This window comes from Stenotrophomonas sp. 1278 (genome assembly GCF_029892765.1).
Taxonomy (GTDB): Bacteria; Pseudomonadota; Gammaproteobacteria; order Xanthomonadales; family Xanthomonadaceae; genus Stenotrophomonas; species Stenotrophomonas indicatrix.
Genome location: NZ_JARXWD010000018.1, coordinates 1 through 15,491 on the forward strand (window position 1 = coordinate 1; position 15,491 = coordinate 15,491).

Consider the following 15,491-nt stretch of genomic DNA (forward strand, 5'->3'; position numbering starts at 1 on the left):
GGGGGGGGGGGGGGGGGGGGGGGGGGGGGCCCCCCCCGCGGGCGGGGGGGGGGGGGCCCCCCCCCCCCCCCCCCCCCCCCCCCCCCCCCCCCCCCCCCCACCCCGCCTTCGACAGATCTCCACAATCTGTCGGGATGGCATGACTTGCTCCTGGTGGGTGTCGACCTTGGTCGACACGTAGATCCACGCCATGCGTGGATGAAATCCAATCCATTCGATGATCTCGAAATCGGTAGGAACGTCCATCCACGCATGGCGTGGATCTACTACGCGCGGGACACTGTCAGGGGTGGGGCGGTATGGGCAGGCAGGACCGTTGGCGCCATGGGCCCGAGGCATGCCCTCGGGCGGGTTGGGCAGGACGCCCAACCCCGGTCTTGCCGTGTGCGCAGGACGGCGCACACGAGCAAGGCGCCATCGAGCCCCATGGATGGGTTTACGGCGTGTCCTGCCTGCCCATACCGCCCCGCCCACCTCGGTAGCCGCTTTCGCTGTTGCTTCGGCTCCGGCCTCTGCGGGTGCCGGGCGGTAGCCCGGCCAATACCCCCGCCACTTTGGTCTACACATCGGTGGTGCATTCCGCTGCGATAATGCCGCCAGGGGCGACGCGCAATGGGCGCGGACGTAAGCAGGAACAGGACGTGGCGTGGGCGGCAGGCAGGTGCGTTTGGAAACAGGGGCGGTGCTTGTCCTGCTGCTGGTGTGGTTGGCGTTGCCGTGGCTGGGCCATGCGCGCAGCGTCGACGCTGGCCGCGATTACCTTCTGGTCGGCACCGCGACAGCCGAACCTACGCCCCATCGCGCGTGCACGCCGGAGATGCTGGCCGGGCCGCGCCAGCAGACTCGGGTGAATGCCCCGCCAGAAGGCTGGTCCGGCGAGCCGCAGGCGCTGGATGTCTTCAACATCTTTGCCGGCGAAGTGCGGCTGCAGCACGGTGATCGTGAGATCTGCGGCAACATGCAGGATGCGCGCACCCGCGATTCGCGCTTCCGTGCGGGCATCGGCATGGTGGCGGTACCCGCTGCCGGCAGCCACGAACCCTTCCTGGTCTCCTGGCAGACGCCGCTGAAGGCGCGCTGGGTTCCCACATTGCAGCTGGGTGCGCCCAGCCCGGTGCAGCAGAACGACACTGCCCGGCTGCTGGTGCGCGCCGCATGCATCGCCGTGGCAATCGCGCTGGCGCTGTCGGCACTGATGGCCTACCTGACCACCCGCGACCGCAGCTTCCTGATGTATATCGGTGCCACCTTGGTGCTGGTGCTGTGGCAGTCGATCCTGGGCGGCCTCAGCGGCTATCCCGAGCCTTGGCTGCGCGTCGGCGGGCGCGGTGACTGGTGGCTGCTGGCGCTGACTGCAGCGACCCAGGCACTGGTGTTGCCGGCGCTGTGGCGCCTGAACGGCGGTGACCGCGTACTGCCACGTTCGCGCGCGGGCCAGCAGCTGGTGTTGTGGTCCCTGCTCACGCTGGCGGCACTGGTGCCGTGGTTGCAGCGCGATGGACTGGTCGTGGTCGCACAGGTCCTGCAGTGGAGCTTCATTGCCGGCTGTGCGCTGTCGTTGGCGATGGGCATCTGGGCCCGGTTGCGCGGCGATGTCTGGTCGCTGGCCGGACTGGCCGCACTGGCGCCGATGCTGATGCTGATCGTGGCCGACGCCGCCAGCGCGCACTGGTTGATGGAATACCGGGTGGAGGCCCTGCAGCTGGCGGTCACCTGGCTGCTGATGATGGCGGCCTATGCGCTCAACCTGCGCCTGGGCCGGCTGCGCCAGCAGCGCGATGAAATGCGCCAGCTCGCCGAGACCGACATGCTGACCGGCCTGCCCAACCGCCGTGCCGGCCTGCAGCAGCTGGCCCAGCATCTGCAGGGCGGCGAGCGTGAGAGGGGGCCGCTGGTGATCGGCTTCCTCGATATCGATCTGTTCAAGGACATCAATGATCGCCATGGCCACGAGATCGGCGACCAGGTGCTGGTGGCCGTGGCCCGCGCGCTTCGCGCCGCTGTCCGCAGCGAGGACCAGGTGGTGCGGATGGGGGGTGAGGAGTTCCTGCTGCTGTTGCCGGGCATGCCGCGTGAGGTTGCGGCCACCCGCCTGGAGCGCCTGCGCCAGCGCATCACCGAGACCTGCCGGGACCTGCAGGTGCCCGCTCTGGAGGTGACCGCGAGCATCGGCATGGCACAGTGGCGACCGGCGGAAGATGACCTGGCCGCGCTGCTGCGGCGCGCCGATCACGCCATGTACGTGGCCAAGCGCAGTGGCCGCAACCGGGTGTTCGATGGCGAAACCGAAGATCCGTTGACCACGGCATGAGGCGGGAAGGGCGGTGATGCCGGATAATGGGGCGATGACCAGCCGACTCAACAAATACATCGCCGACACCGGCTTCTGCTCCCGACGCGAGGCCGATCGCCTGATCGCCGCCCGCCGGGTCACCGTCAATGGCCATGCCGCCGGCACCGGCGCGGTGGTCGGTGAGGATGACAAGGTGCTGGTCGACGGCCAGCCCCTGCGCGTGCGCACTGCCCGCAAGCCGGGCGCCCGCCGCCACGTGTACATCGTGCTGAACAAGCCGGTGGGCGTGACCTGCACCACCGAAAGCACGGTGAAGGGCAACATCGTCGACTTCGTCGGCCATGAACAGCGCATCTTCCCGATCGGCCGCCTGGACAAGGAGTCCGAAGGCCTGATCCTGATGACCAGCAACGGCGACATCGTCAACCAGATCCTGCGCGCCGAGAACGGCCACCAGAAGGAATACCTGGTGGCAGTGAACAAGCCGGTCACCGACGAATTCCTGCGCGCGATGGCCCGTGGCGTGCGCATCCATGACCAGATGACGCTACCGTGCAAGACCTCGCGGATCGCCAAGTTCGGTTTCCGCATCATCCTGCAGCAGGGACTGAACCGGCAGATCCGGCTGATGGCGGCCGAGTTCGGCTACCGCGTGACCCAGCTGCGCCGCGTACGTATCGACAACATCAAGATCGGTGCACTGAAGCCGGGCCAGTGGCGCAACCTGACCGAGCAGGAGCTTCACGGCCTGTTGCCTCAGCAGCAGGACTGGTAAGCAACGGCCGGTAGTGCCGGCCGCTGGCCGGCAACTGCACGGTGCTGGCAATGAACATCAGGGAGCCGACCAACGGCCGGCACTACCGGAATGCAGATTGGCCGCCCGCATCCGCTAGACTTTGCGGCGCCCTGCCGGAACGTGACGCTGCATGATCAAGCCCGACAAGCCCGCCAACGAAGCGCTGCGCCTGGAGGCGCTGTACCGCTACCGGATCCTCGATTCCGAGCGCGAACGCTCGTTCGATGACCTGGTGGCCATCGCCAAGGCGGTGTGTGGCACGACCATGGCGGCCGTGACCCTGATCGACGTCGAGCGCCAGTGGTTCAAGTCGATGCAGGGCATCGCCGCGACCGAGAACCTGCGCAGCGAGTCGATGTGCGGCCACGCGATCCTGCAGCCGCAGGAAATCATGGTGGTTGAGGATGCATTGCAGGACGTCCGCTTCCACGACAATCCGGTGGTGACCGGCGACCCGCATGTGCGCTTCTATGCCGGTGCGCCGTTGATCAGCAGCGACGGCCTGCCGCTGGGAACCCTGTGCGTGTTCGACGCGCGGCCGCAGCAGCTGGCGACCGACAAGGCCGAAGCGCTGGCCGCGCTGTCGCGGCAGGTGATGGTGGTGATGGAGCTGCGCCGTTTCGCCCTGGATATCCAGCGGCACATGCTTGAGCGCAACGATTACGAACGCCTGCTGTCGGAGTATCACGATGCGCTGCTGGCCCAGAATGCCGACCTGGCCGAACAGAGCCGTACCGACGCCCTGACCGGCCTGCCCAACCGGCGGGCACTGGCAGCGGCGCTGGACGAGGCGGTGATTGCCGTCGATGGCCGCGACCGGCAGACCTGCGTGGCCCTGCTGGACATCGATCATTTCAAGCACATCAATGATTTCCAGGGCCACGCGACCGGCGACCGGGTGCTGGCCGAACTGGGGGCGCTGCTGCGCTCGCACTTCGCCGGTGGGGGTCTGGCCGCGCGCTATGGCGGCGAGGAATTCGTGGCACTGATGCCGGACGCGGACCTGCGCACCGCCGAACTGCAATGCGAGTTCCTGCGGGTAGCCGTATCCAACCTGCCGCTGGGCTTCCCGGTGACCATCAGCATCGGTGTGGCACAGCACCAGCCCGGTGAAACGTCTGACCAGACCCTGGCCCGTGCCGATGCCGCGCTGTACCGGGCCAAGGGCGCCGGCCGCAACCGGGTGGAAGTGGCGCCCTGACCGCCCGCGCGGCTGCGGTGGATCCACGCGATGCGTGGATGGCCCGGGCCTTTGCGTGCAGTCGCAGCCATTGCGATACCCGTACGGCACCCTCAACGTCTCACCGCAAGGACGTCGACCATGCTGCAGACCCTGGCCATCGCCAATTACCGATCGCTGCATGCGCTGGTGCTGCCGATGCAGCGGCTCAACGTGGTCACCGGCGACAACGGCAGTGGCAAATCCAGCCTGTACCGCGCGCTGCGCCTGCTGGCGGAAACCGCCCAGGGCGGTGTTGCAGCGGTACTGGCGCGGGAGGGTGGATTGGGCTCGGCGCTGTGGGCCGGTCCGGAAAAGATCGACCGCCGCGTGCTGGCCGGTGAGATCCCGCTGCAGGGCGGGCCGCGCCAGGAATCGGTGGGGCTCAAGCTGGGCTTCGCCACCGATGAATTCGGCTACGCCATCGACCTCGGATATCCGCCACCGAGCCGATCAGCTTTCGCGCTGGACCCGCAGATCAAGGCTGAAGCGATCTGGGCAGGGCCGTTCCTGCGCAGCGCCAATCTGCTGGTCGACCGCCGCGGTGCGCTGGTGCGGCAGCGGCACGCACGCGGCTGGGACCTGGTGGACGACCGCCTTTCGCTGTTCGACAGCCTGTTCACCCAGGTGGGCGATCCACAGCGCATGCCGGAAGCCATCACCTTGCGCGAGTACATCCGCCGTTGGCGCTTCTACGACCACTTCCGCAGCGATGCCGATGCACCGGCGCGACAGCCGGTAATGGCGACCCGTACCCCGGTGCTGCACCACGACGGCCGCGACCTCGCCGCCGCCTGGGTGACGATCCTGGAAATCGGCGATCCGCAGGCGCTGGCACGGACGATCGAGGATGCATTTCCGGGAGCGACGGTCAGCTTCGAGGAACTGGATGGCCGACTCGCGCTGCGCTTCCACCAGCCCGGTCTGCTGCGGCCATTGTCGATGGCCGAATTGTCCGACGGCACGCTGCGGTTCCTGTTGCTGGCCGCGGCCCTGCACACGCCACGGCCGCCGCCGCTGCTGGTGCTCAACGAGCCGGAGACCAGCCTGCATCCGGACCTGCTGCCGGCGCTTGCACGGTTGATCATCGCCGCCAGTGCACGCAGCCAGGTCTGGGTGGTATCGCACGCCACGCGCTTGATTGCCGCGCTGGAACAGGCACCGCAGTGCCATTCAATGCACCTGCACAAGGAACACGGGCGTACGCTGCTGAGCGGGCAGGGCCTGCTGGATGCACCGGCCTGGCATTGGCCGCAGCGCTGAGACAGGTGCCGGGAAGATCCACGCAATGCGCGGACGCGCTCAATCGGCGATGTTGCGCGCTTCGGATGTTCCGAGGATTTCAGGATGCTGCACGCGCTTGCGGCGGTTGAGCAGCGGATGCAGGAACACGGCACCGACGATGATCGCCACGCCCAGGTAGAACCACGGGGTGACTTCATGCTGCTCGCGCAGCAGCACCACGGCCAGCAACACGGCGTAGACCGGTTCCAGGTTGGTGACCAGCTGCACGGTGTAGGCGCTGAGGTGGCGCAGCGCGACCAGGGCCAGCGCGAACGGCAGCAGCGTGCAGACACCGGCCAGCACCAGCAGCAGGATGCCGTCGTGCAGGTCGGGAACGATCCACAACGGGCTGGCCAGCGCTGGCAGCAGGTACGGCATCAGCGGTGCCAGCAGGGTCAGGGTGATGGTGCCGGCGCCCAGCTCCAGCGCGGTCACCGTCAGCGGATCGGCATGGCTGACCATGCGCTTGTTGAGCGAGCCGAACACTGCCACCAGCAGGGCCGAGAGCGCGCCGATCAACACGCCCAGGCGCATGCCGTCGGGCACGCCACCCACCACCAGCGCCACACCGGGCAGCACCGCCAGGCCGAAGGCCAGTTCGCGCAGCTGGAAGGGACGCTTGGCCACCCAGGGCTCGATGATCGAGGTGAACACCGGTGCCAGGGCGATGCAGGTGGCGGCAACCGAGGCATTGGCCAGCTTCACCGCGCCGTAGAAGGTCAGCCAATGCAGGGCCACCAGCGCGCCGATACCGGCATAGCCGGCGACCAGCCGCAGCGGCAACGTGCGCAGCCCGCGCCAGACCCGCGGCAGCAACGCCAGCATTGCCACCACCAGCAGCATCCGCCACCACACCAGCGGCAGCGCCGGCAGAGTGATCAACTTGCCGAGGATGGCGGTGACGCCCCACAGCAGGACACAGAAGTGGATCTGCCAAAGCGCTTTGCGGGTGTCGGGTGTGCTCATCGGCGTATTGTGAGGCAAGCCGCATCGGCGGGCGATGCCTGTGGCATGCTCGCGGCGTTGCCACGAGGGAGCCGTGCATGCCTGCTGCCCGTTTTCTTCTGCTGCGCGGCTGGGCGCTGTTGACCGCGCTGGTCGCGGCAGCATCGCTGCTGCTGCAGTTTGCCCTGCTGATGCGCGGCATCGGCGCCAGCCTGGGACCCGGCGTGGCGAGCCTGCGCTTCTTCAGCTACTTCACCATCCTCAGCAATCTGGCCGTGTGCCTGGGCTGCCTCTGGCTCTGCAGCGGCCGCGCACTGCGACCTACGGTAGCCGCCACCCTGGCACTGTGCATCGGCGTCACCGGCCTGATCTATCTGCTGGCGCTGCAGGGGCTGTGGCAGCCAACTGGCCTGCAATGGTGGGCCGATGCCGGATTGCACTACGTGGTGCCGATGCTGTATCTGGCCGGTTGGGCGGGGCTGCTGCCACATGGTGGCCTGCGCTGGCGTGCGTTGGGTGTGGTGCTGCTGGTGCCGCTGGCCTACCTGGGCTGGGCGATGCTCACGGCCTCGTGGCTGGGCAGCGCACCGTATCCGTTCCTGGAAGTACAGCGGATCGGTTCGCGTGCATTCGGCCTCAGCGTGCTGCGCGTCGGCGGGGTGTTCGTGCTGGGCTGGACACTGCTGTGGGCAGTGGACCGCTGGCGCCGTCGATGACCCGCTGCAGCGCCATCGCCGCCGCCGGATTGCGCACCTTGCCGGCGCCGATGCACAGCAGGTAGACCTCGCGCGGCGCGGCAGGGGACGGTGCGGCCAGGCAGGGCAGGTCGTCCACCGCCTCACCCCGGGCCCAGCACCGCGCGCGCGTGGCCCAGCGCTGCTGCATCGGCTGAGGAAGACCTTCGGCCAGTCTGGCCTGGCTGCGTTTGATCCGTGCATAGACGAAGCCCGCGGTGATGTCGCCATGCAGCGGCGATTCGTCGCTGTCTTCGATCACCAGGGCCACGCCATGCCGGCGCGCCGCTTGCACCAGTTCCGGCCCATGGACGCTGGCGTTGCGCACCTCCAACGCATGCTGCAACCCCGTTCCATCCAGCTGCCTGGGCAGCTGTGCCATGAAGGCATCCAGCGCTGCGGCATCGGCCGGGTGCTGCGGGTCGAACTGCCAGAGCAACGGGCCCAGCCGGTCGCCCAGCGCGACGGCCGCCTGCAGGAACGCGCTGGCCGCCTCGATCGTGGACGACAGGTCGCGACGCTGCACCAGGTGACGCGGGGCCTTCATCGAGAACCGGAAACCTTCCGGCGTCTGCGCTGCCCACTGCGCGCACTGGGCAGCTGTCGGGGTGCGGTAGAAGGTGCCGTTGATCTCGATGCAGCGCAACGCACGACTGGCATAGGCCAGCTCTTCGCGCTGGATCAGTCCTGGCGGATAGAAGGCGCCCCCACGCCATTGCGGGAACACCCAGCCGCCGATACCGCAGCGGACCGGCGCTGCAGACGCTTGCCGTGCCGTCATTGCGTGTGTTCCGTCCGCCACGGATCGTAACTGCCGAACCACCACAGGTAGCCTTCCGGGTCGGCGCAGGCATAGCCACGTCCACCGTAGGCCTGGTCGGCAATGTCGATGACGATGCGCGCACCGGCAGCCGTGGCCCGGGCATAGTGGGCGTCGACATCGGTGACGATCACGCAGGCACTCTGGGTCTGCCGGCCGCCGACTTCATCGGGCATCACCGCCAGCTTGGCCCATTCGCCGCTGTTGCTGGCAGATCCGAGCATGATCATGCCCTGGCCGAATACCAGCTGCGCGTGATGCACCGTATCGCCGTCGGCATGCACGGCCTGCGCGTGGAAACCGAACGCGCGCTGCAGCCAGTCGATGGCCGCCAGCGCATCGCGGTAACGCAGGCACGGAATGATGGTGGAGCCGTTGCTGCTCTGGCCGTTCGCACCCATGACACCCCTCCTATGGCACAGGGCAGGCTGCACCCGTGGCCGTTACCATCGCGCGAAACCCCGGTGACGGCCTGCACATGGCCGCTACCCCTGTTCGGAGATGGTGCTGGATGAAAACCTGGATCGGAGGAGCCGTGCTGCTTGCGTGCACGACCATGGCCAATGCGGCGACCCCGCAGCAGCTGCAGGACCTGGATGCGACCGTGGAGCGCGTGCGCGCGCAGTTCGACGTGCCCGGTATCGCCGTGGCCGTGGTCAAGGACGGGCAGGTGGTGCTGGAACGCGGCTGGGGCGTGCGTGAGCTGGGCAAGCCGGCGCCGGTCGAGGCCGATACCCTGTTCGCCATCGCCTCCAACACCAAGGCCTTCACTGCCACCTCGCTGAACCTGCTGGCCGAGGACGGCAAGCTGAAGATGGACGACAAGGTGATCGACCACCTGCCATCGTTCCGCATGTCCGATCCGTTCGTGACCGGGCAGATGACGATCCGAGACCTGCTTTCCCACCGCAGTGGCCTGAGCCTGGGCGCGGGCGACCTGCTGTTCTGGCCGACCACCTCCTACAGCAATGCCGAAGTCGTGCAGCGCCTCGGCCAGGTGCCGCTGAAGGGCGGTTTCCGCGAGCGCTATGCCTACGACAACATCCTGTATGCGGTCGCCCAGCAGGTGATCGAGCACGTTTCAGGCATGAGCTACCAGCAGTTCCTGCAGACACGCATCTTCGACAAGGTCGGCATGGCCGGCACGCGCTACAACGCCGATCACCTCAAGGCCGGCGATAATGCTGCGGTCGGCCACGCCAAGTACGATTTCAAGGACCTGCGCACCGTTGCACCGTTGACCTGGTCGAACAATGCCGGTGCCGGTGGCATCTATTCCAGTGCCCACGACATGGCGCGCTGGATGCAGGTGCAGCTGGCCGAAGGCAAGCTGGCCGATGGCACTGCGCTGTTCACCGCCAAGAGCCAGCAGCAGATGTGGCAGATGATCACGCCGCAGACGATCCCGGCGCCGAGCGTGCCGGAGCTGGCACCGGCGCGGGCCAACTTCGCCGGCTATGGCGAGGGCTGGAGCCTGAGCGACTATCGCGGGCAGAAGCTGGTCTGGCACACCGGTGGCTGGCCGGGCATGGTTTCGCGGCTGACCCTGGTGCCGGGCGAGAAGCTGGGCGTGGTGGTGCTGACCAACCAGGAAGTGGGTGCGGCCTTCAATGCGATCACGCTGAGCGTGCTCGATGCCTACCTTGGCGGTGAAAAGCACGACTGGGTGGATGCCTATGCCAAGGGCGTGGCCAAGGGCCAGGACAAGGCCGACGAAGCGTGGGCCAAGCACCAGGCCGAGCGTGACAAGGGCAGCAGGCCGTCGTTGCCGCTGGCCGGGTATGCGGCCACCTACCGCGACCGCTGGTATGGCGACATGGTGGTGACGGCGGAAGGCAAGGGCCTGCGCCTGCGCTTTGCGAAGACCGCACAGCTGAGCGGCCGCCTGGAGCACTGGCAGCACGACACCTTCATCGTGCGCTGGGACGACCGCTCGCTCAATGCCGATGCGTTCGTCAATTTCAGCTTGGACCCGGATGGAAAAGTGCGCGAGGTGCGCATGCAGCCGATCTCGGACCTGACCGATTTCAGCTTCGATTTCCAGGACCTGCTGTTCACGCCGGTGAAATGACGCCGCCGGGCGCGGCGCTACCGTTTGACCGAGCGGACGGGTAGCGCCGGACCACGTCCGGCGAGCGCGTAGCGCGGTTGCAGGCGATCCGCCGGGCATGGCCCGGCGCTACCCGGAACCGGTAATGATCGTCGGCCGGCGTACACGCGCGGCGTGGGATACTCCGCCGGCTATCGATGGCGAGGGAATGCGATGTTCCGTTGGTTTGAATCCCTGATTCCGGTGTTTCCGCCCATTGACGGGCGCATGCCGCCGCGCACCGTGGTGCCGTTCTACCTGCACTACCTGCGGCCGGTGTGGCCGGTGCTGCTGGCCACCCTGGTCGCCGGCCTGCTGCTGGCGCTGGTGGAAGTGGCGATGTTCGATTTCCTCGGTCGCATCGTCGACATGGTTGCCGAGCAGCCCGGCGCGGACTTCTTCCAGCGCCATGCCGATACGCTCGGCTGGATGCTGTTCATCACCGTCATCGCGCGCCCGATCCTGGTCGGCCTGCACAACCTGCTGGTCAACCAGGCCATCGTGCCGGGGCTGAGCAATCGATCGCGCTGGCTGATGCACAACTACGTGGTGCGGCAGAGCCTGAGCTTCTTCCAGAACGACTTCGCCGGCAGCATGGCCAACCGGGTGATGCAGACCGGTACCTCGCTGCGCGAGTCGGCGGTGCAGATGGTCGATTCGCTGTGGTACATCGTGGTCTATACCGGCACCGCGCTGTACCTGTTCGCGCAGGCCGACTGGCGGTTGATGGTGCCGCTGATCCTGTGGCTGCTGGCCTACGTGGTGATCATGATCTACTTCGTGCCGCGCGCGAAGGAGCGGGCCTGGATCGCCTCGGAGGCGCGCTCCAAGGCGATGGGACGCATCGTCGATGGCTACACCAACATTCCCACGCTGAAGCTGTTCGCCCACGGCGGCCGCGAGCAGGCCTATGTCGCCGATTCGATCCAGGAGCTGGCGGTCAAGCACCGCGCGCAGACCCGGATCACCACCGGCATGGACCTGACCATCGCCATCGTCAATGGTTTCCTCATCGCCGGCACCTGTGGCCTGGCACTGTGGCTGTGGAACGGCGGACACATCACCGTCGGCGCGATCACCCTGGCAACCGGCCTGGTGATCCGCATCCACAACATGTCCGGCTGGATCATGTGGACCATCAACGGCATCTTCGAAGACATCGGTACCGTGCAGGATGGCATCACCACCATCGCCCAGCCGCTGACCGTGCAGGACCGCGAGGATGCGGTGCCGCTGCAGGTGACTCGTGGCGGTGTGCACTTCCAGGATGTCCATTTCCATTACGGCAAGAAGGGCGGCGTGATTGCCGGCCTGGACCTGGTGGTGAAGCCGGGCGAGAAGATCGGCCTGGTCGGCCCCTCCGGTGCCGGCAAGTCGACGCTGGTGAACGTACTGCTGCGGCTGTACGACCTGGAAAGCGGTCGCATCCTGATCGATGATCAGGACATCGCCTACGTCACCCAGGAAAGCCTGCGCCAGCAGATCGGCGTGGTCACCCAGGACACCTCGCTGCTGCACCGTTCGATCCGCGACAACCTGCTGTACGGCCGTCCCGATGCGACCGACGCGCAGCTGCGCGCGGCCGTGGCCAAGGCGCGCGCGGAGGCCTTCATCGACACGCTGGTCGACGGGGAAGGGCGTCGTGGCTACGACGCACACGTCGGCGAGCGCGGGGTGAAGCTGTCCGGTGGCCAGCGCCAGCGCATCGCCATTGCCCGTGTGCTGCTGAAGGACGCCCCGATCCTGGTGCTGGACGAGGCGACCTCGGCACTGGACTCGGAAGTGGAAGCGGCCATCCAGGACAACCTGGACGAGCTGATGGGCGGCAAGACGGTGATCGCGATCGCCCATCGCCTGTCGACCATCGCGCGCATGGACCGGCTGGTGGTGATGGACCAGGGCCGGATCGTCGAGACCGGTAGCCATGCCGAGCTGATCGAGGCCGGTGGACTGTACGCGCGCTTGTGGGCACGGCAGACCGGTGGTTTTGTAGCTGCGGAGCAATGACCAACGCCGCACGGTGGATGCGCAACAGTAGATCCACGCCATGCGTGGATGCTGTGCCACACGGATAGAGAAACGGCCCGGGTTTCCCCGGGCCGTTTCCATTCAACTCACACCCGATCCATCACTCGATCGGCTGGTCCAGCATCAGCTGGCGTGCGAAGCGCACCGGCGGGGCACCGTAGGACAGCATCTGGTCGTGGTAGGCCTTGATGTTGAACTTGTCACCCAGCTTGTCCTGCATCGCCTTGCGGGTGTCGAAGTGTTCCTGCGCACCGACGAAGTAGGTCGGCAGCTGAGCCGAGGTCAGCTGCGCACGCACCCACTTGCCTGATGCTTCGCTTTCCTGCTGGAACGCGTCGTGGGTCATCAGGTGCATCGCCTTTTCGCGATCCCAGTTGTCCACGTGCACGCCCTGGTCGAGGATCGCGTTGGAGATCGTGCGCAGGTAGAACTTCAGCTGCACCAGGTGGAACAGCGGGTCGTTGTTGAGGTACCCCTGCTCCTGCATCATCCGCTCGGTGTAGACCGCCCAGCCCTCGGCGAACAGGCCCGAACGCAGCACCGCGCGCAGGGTGGAGGGGAACTTGGCCGAATGCCAGCCTTCCAGGTAATGGCCCGGGGTGCCCTCGTGGATGCTCAGCAGGTGGATCATGCGCGAGTTGTATTCGCGCAGGAACGAATCAACCTGCTTGTCGTTCCAGTCGTCCGGAATCGGCGAAACCGCGTAGAAGGTCTTCAGGTTCTTGTCCAGCGGGCCCGGCGAATCGCAGTAGGCCACGGCTACGCCACGCTGGAATTCCGGCATCAGGATGATGTCCACCGGCGCGTCGGGCAGGGTCATCAGGTCGTGCTCGCGGACGAACGCAGTGGACTGCTCCAGTGCGGCCTTGGCGTCGTCGACCACCTTGTCGCGCGCCGGCTTGTCAGCGTAGGCCAGCTCCAGCGCGGCCTCGATCGCCTTCTGCTGCTGTTCGTCGGTCGGCTGCGCCGGCATTTCCGGTGCGCCCGGCTTGTCCTTCAGCACGGTCTGCGCGATGCCGTACATGTCCTCGCGCACGCGCTTGAGTTCGGCGCGTGCACGCTCACCGATCTCCTGCCGCGACAGCGAGGAATTCAGCGCGAACTTGAGCTTCTGGTCGTACTTTTCCGCACCGATGCGGAAGTCACCCTTGGCGTTCGGCACCAGGGTCTTGTCCAGCCAGGTCTGCTGTTCGTCCACGGCCTTCTTCAGGCCATTGATGGCGGCCTGCAGGCGCTGCTGGTCGGCCTGCGGCAGCTCGCCGATGTGCGGGGTGATGAAGGTATCGACGATGCTGAGGATGCCCTTGTTCTGCTTGGCCACCGTTTCGGCATGGATCTTCGGCACGCGCGCCGGATCCAGGTTTTCGCGGGCCTGGGCGAAGATCGCCGGCAGTTTCTCCATGCGCGCGGTGGCGGCCTTCAGGCGCTCGGGCAGCGGCGCGAACTCGCGTGCCATCAGGCCGTAGATCGCGCTGCCGGCAACGCCGTTGTACAGCTGCGGATCCCACTTGCCGGACTGCATGACCTCGGCATTCCAGATTTCCGACTGCAGCTGGTTGCGCAGGATCGCTGCATCCACTTGGTTTTCGCGGCCCAGCTTGGCCACCTCGATCTTGTCCAGCTCGCCCAGCAGGCCCTTGTAGGCGTCCACGGTCTTCTGCTGGCCGGCCGCGCTCAGGTCGTCGATCTCGCTGTCATAGCGGTGGTCGCCGATCTGGGTGGCGCTGACCGGGGACAGCTGCATCCAGGTATCCAGGGCACGCTTGGACAGGTCGGCGAAGGCGGCGTCGACCGCCGCATCACCAGCCTGCTGGCTGGCGGCCGGGGTGGAACCGTTGGTCGGGGCATCGGCCGGCTGGCAACCGGCGAGGGCGGCGACGAGGGCGAGGGCAAGAAGATGCGGGCGCATCGGCATTCCTGTACGGGGTCAATCCTCGAGCATAGGCCCCCGGGGCTGCTTTGTCCCCGTGCCATAGGATTACCATGGGCGCATACAAGGACTCTCCAGCGGAGCGCGGGACATGGAATACCAGGGAAGCTGCCATTGCGGCAGGATCGCATTCACCGTGCAGGCCGACGCCGCCATCAAGGACGTCATCGACTGCAACTGCTCGATGTGCCGCCGCCGCGGCAGCCTGCTCTGGTTCGCCCCGCGCGAGGCGTTCCAGCTGGGCACCGATATCGCCGACGTGGCGACCTATCAGTTCAACACCCATAACATCGATCACCATCACTGCCGCGAGTGCGGCACCGCGCCGTACAGCGAGGCGGTGGATCCGCGCAGCGGCCTGCCGATGGTGGCGATCAACGTGCGCTGCCTGCCACAGGTGGAGCTGGGTGGATTGTCGATCACCTCGTTCGACGGAGCCTCGCGATGACGGCGCCTCGCGTGTGGACGCGCGTGGTTGTCGTGCCGGCATTGCTGCTGGCGCTGGCGGCCTGTGCCAAGAACGGTGAGCGAGCGCAGGAGGCCGGCGCAGTCGCTGCCGATGCCGCTGTGGCTTCGCCGGAAGGCGCTTTCCTGGCCTACGAGCACGATGTGCAGGTGCAGCTGGAAGCAGCGCAGATCGCCCCGCGCATCCAGCAGGTCGCACAGGCGTGCCAGAACGCGAAGTTCGGTGAGTGCGCGGTGCTGCAGGTGGATCAGCGCAGTGGCGAACAGCCCAGTGGCGAAGTCAAGGTACGCATCGCGCCGAAGGGCGTGGAATCGCTGATCGGCCTGGCCGGCGAGGGCGGCAAGCTGCAGGCGCGCAACACGCGTGCCGAGGACCTGGCCCAGCAGGTGGCCGACACCGCGCTGACCAAGGCTCGGCTGGAGAAGGAGCACGCGCGGCTGCTGTCCTACCAGGACCGCGGCGATCTGAAGATCGAGGATCTGATGGCGATCACCACGCGCCTGTCGGAGATCGAGGCGGGTGTTGAGCAGGCCAACAAGGACGCCGCCCAGCAGCGCAGGCGCATCGATACCCAGCTGGTGACCATGCACTTCGACACGACGTCCGGCCAGCGCAGCCGCAGCGAGATCGGCGAAGCGTTGAGCGAGTCGGGCAGCATTCTCAGCACCAGCGTGGCATTCCTGATCCGTGCCGCGGCCGCTTTGCTGCCGGTGGGCGTGGTGGCGCTGGTGATGGCCTGGATCGTCCGTGCGCTGATCCGCCGCCGACGCCGCAAGCCCTGATCGAACCGCGCCGCGTATTCGCCGGGCATGGCCCGGCGCTACCGGAACAGACGGCGCGTGGCCGACGCTACCGACGTGCCTCGAGCATCGGGTAGCGCCGGGCCA

General features: G+C 67.1%; 13 protein-coding genes. 9 read left to right on the forward strand and 4 right to left on the reverse strand.

What is annotated here, in order from left to right:
• The first annotated feature begins 646 nt into the window (after positions 1-646).
• From M2299_RS14830 to M2299_RS14845, 4 genes are all read left to right on the forward strand, one after another.
• Positions 647-2,311 (forward strand): diguanylate cyclase, encoded by a 1,665-nt coding sequence (locus M2299_RS14830; protein WP_099783355.1) that lies wholly within the window; start codon positions 647-649, stop codon positions 2,309-2,311.
• Between the two features lie 34 nt (positions 2,312-2,345).
• On the forward strand, positions 2,346-3,068 hold the full coding sequence (locus tag M2299_RS14835) for a pseudouridine synthase (RefSeq protein WP_033830696.1): 723 nt from the start codon (positions 2,346-2,348) through the stop codon (positions 3,066-3,068).
• A 151-nt stretch (positions 3,069-3,219) separates the two neighbouring features.
• Entirely contained in the window at positions 3,220-4,290 is a 1,071-nt protein-coding gene (locus M2299_RS14840; protein ID WP_280884587.1) for a sensor domain-containing diguanylate cyclase, read from the forward strand.
• A gap of 120 nt (positions 4,291-4,410) precedes the next feature.
• Positions 4,411-5,571: an AAA family ATPase gene (locus M2299_RS14845; protein ID WP_033830699.1), complete on the forward strand. Its 1,161-nt coding sequence runs from the start codon at positions 4,411-4,413 to the stop codon at positions 5,569-5,571.
• Between the two features lie 39 nt (positions 5,572-5,610).
• On the opposite strand, the gene M2299_RS14850 is transcribed toward M2299_RS14845, so the two are convergent.
• Positions 5,611-6,558 carry a DMT family transporter gene (locus M2299_RS14850; protein WP_059063568.1) on the reverse strand — a complete coding sequence of 316 codons (948 nt, stop codon included), beginning with the start codon at positions 6,556-6,558 and terminating at the stop codon, positions 5,611-5,613.
• A 77-nt stretch (positions 6,559-6,635) separates the two neighbouring features.
• Here M2299_RS14850 and M2299_RS14855 point away from each other — a divergent pair, with 77 nt between their 5' ends.
• Entirely contained in the window at positions 6,636-7,253 is a 618-nt protein-coding gene (locus tag M2299_RS14855) for a Pr6Pr family membrane protein (RefSeq protein ID WP_099783359.1), read from the forward strand.
• On the opposite strand, the gene M2299_RS14860 is transcribed toward M2299_RS14855, so the two are convergent.
• Complete coding sequence (locus M2299_RS14860; RefSeq protein WP_032975764.1) at positions 7,174-8,052, reverse strand: DUF72 domain-containing protein; 879 nt, start codon at positions 8,050-8,052, stop codon at positions 7,174-7,176. The two genes, M2299_RS14855 and M2299_RS14860, sit on opposite strands and share 80 nt — an antisense overlap.
• Entirely contained in the window at positions 8,049-8,492 is a 444-nt protein-coding gene (locus M2299_RS14865; RefSeq protein WP_280884588.1) for a VOC family protein, read from the reverse strand. Before M2299_RS14865 ends, M2299_RS14860 begins: the two co-directional genes overlap by 4 nt.
• A gap of 110 nt (positions 8,493-8,602) precedes the next feature.
• Here M2299_RS14865 and M2299_RS14870 point away from each other — a divergent pair, with 110 nt between their 5' ends.
• Complete coding sequence (locus M2299_RS14870) at positions 8,603-10,162, forward strand: serine hydrolase (RefSeq protein ID WP_059063573.1); 1,560 nt, start codon at positions 8,603-8,605, stop codon at positions 10,160-10,162.
• A gap of 192 nt (positions 10,163-10,354) precedes the next feature.
• Positions 10,355-12,187, forward strand: a complete 1,833-nt coding sequence (gene smrA, locus M2299_RS14875) for a multidrug efflux ABC transporter SmrA (protein WP_025877703.1) — start codon at positions 10,355-10,357, stop codon at positions 12,185-12,187.
• 121 nt (positions 12,188-12,308) lie between these two features.
• Here the strand turns inward: smrA and M2299_RS14880 are convergent, their stop codons facing one another.
• On the reverse strand, positions 12,309-14,117 hold the full coding sequence (locus tag M2299_RS14880) for a DUF885 domain-containing protein (protein ID WP_280884589.1): 1,809 nt from the start codon (positions 14,115-14,117) through the stop codon (positions 12,309-12,311).
• A 112-nt stretch (positions 14,118-14,229) separates the two neighbouring features.
• Here M2299_RS14880 and M2299_RS14885 point away from each other — a divergent pair, with 112 nt between their 5' ends.
• Both M2299_RS14885 and M2299_RS14890 read left to right on the forward strand, forming a co-directional pair.
• Positions 14,230-14,586, forward strand: a complete 357-nt coding sequence (locus tag M2299_RS14885; RefSeq protein WP_223484954.1) for a GFA family protein — start codon at positions 14,230-14,232, stop codon at positions 14,584-14,586.
• Positions 14,583-15,386, forward strand: a complete 804-nt coding sequence (locus tag M2299_RS14890; protein WP_223484957.1) for a DUF4349 domain-containing protein — start codon at positions 14,583-14,585, stop codon at positions 15,384-15,386. Before M2299_RS14885 ends, M2299_RS14890 begins: the two co-directional genes overlap by 4 nt.
• The last annotated feature ends 105 nt before the right edge of the window (positions 15,387-15,491 follow it).

Excerpts from the sequence above, each read along its gene's own strand:
- M2299_RS14855 (WP_099783359.1), top strand. The coding sequence starts at position 6,636 with ATGCCTGCTGCCCGTTTTCTTCTGCTGCGCGGCTGGGCGCTGTTGACC.
- M2299_RS14860 (WP_032975764.1), bottom strand. The coding sequence starts at position 8,052 with ATGACGGCACGGCAAGCGTCTGCAGCGCCGGTCCGCTGCGGTATCGGC.
- M2299_RS14850 (WP_059063568.1), bottom strand. The coding sequence starts at position 6,558 with ATGAGCACACCCGACACCCGCAAAGCGCTTTGGCAGATCCACTTCTGT.
- M2299_RS14840 (WP_280884587.1), top strand. The coding sequence starts at position 3,220 with ATGATCAAGCCCGACAAGCCCGCCAACGAAGCGCTGCGCCTGGAGGCG.
- M2299_RS14865 (WP_280884588.1), bottom strand. The coding sequence starts at position 8,492 with ATGGGTGCGAACGGCCAGAGCAGCAACGGCTCCACCATCATTCCGTGC.
- M2299_RS14870 (WP_059063573.1), top strand. The coding sequence starts at position 8,603 with ATGAAAACCTGGATCGGAGGAGCCGTGCTGCTTGCGTGCACGACCATG.
- M2299_RS14845 (WP_033830699.1), top strand. The coding sequence starts at position 4,411 with ATGCTGCAGACCCTGGCCATCGCCAATTACCGATCGCTGCATGCGCTG.
- M2299_RS14835 (WP_033830696.1), top strand. The coding sequence starts at position 2,346 with ATGACCAGCCGACTCAACAAATACATCGCCGACACCGGCTTCTGCTCC.
- M2299_RS14880 (WP_280884589.1), bottom strand. The coding sequence starts at position 14,117 with ATGCGCCCGCATCTTCTTGCCCTCGCCCTCGTCGCCGCCCTCGCCGGT.
- smrA (WP_025877703.1), top strand. The coding sequence starts at position 10,355 with ATGTTCCGTTGGTTTGAATCCCTGATTCCGGTGTTTCCGCCCATTGAC.
- M2299_RS14885 (WP_223484954.1), top strand. The coding sequence starts at position 14,230 with ATGGAATACCAGGGAAGCTGCCATTGCGGCAGGATCGCATTCACCGTG.
- M2299_RS14890 (WP_223484957.1), top strand. The coding sequence starts at position 14,583 with ATGACGGCGCCTCGCGTGTGGACGCGCGTGGTTGTCGTGCCGGCATTG.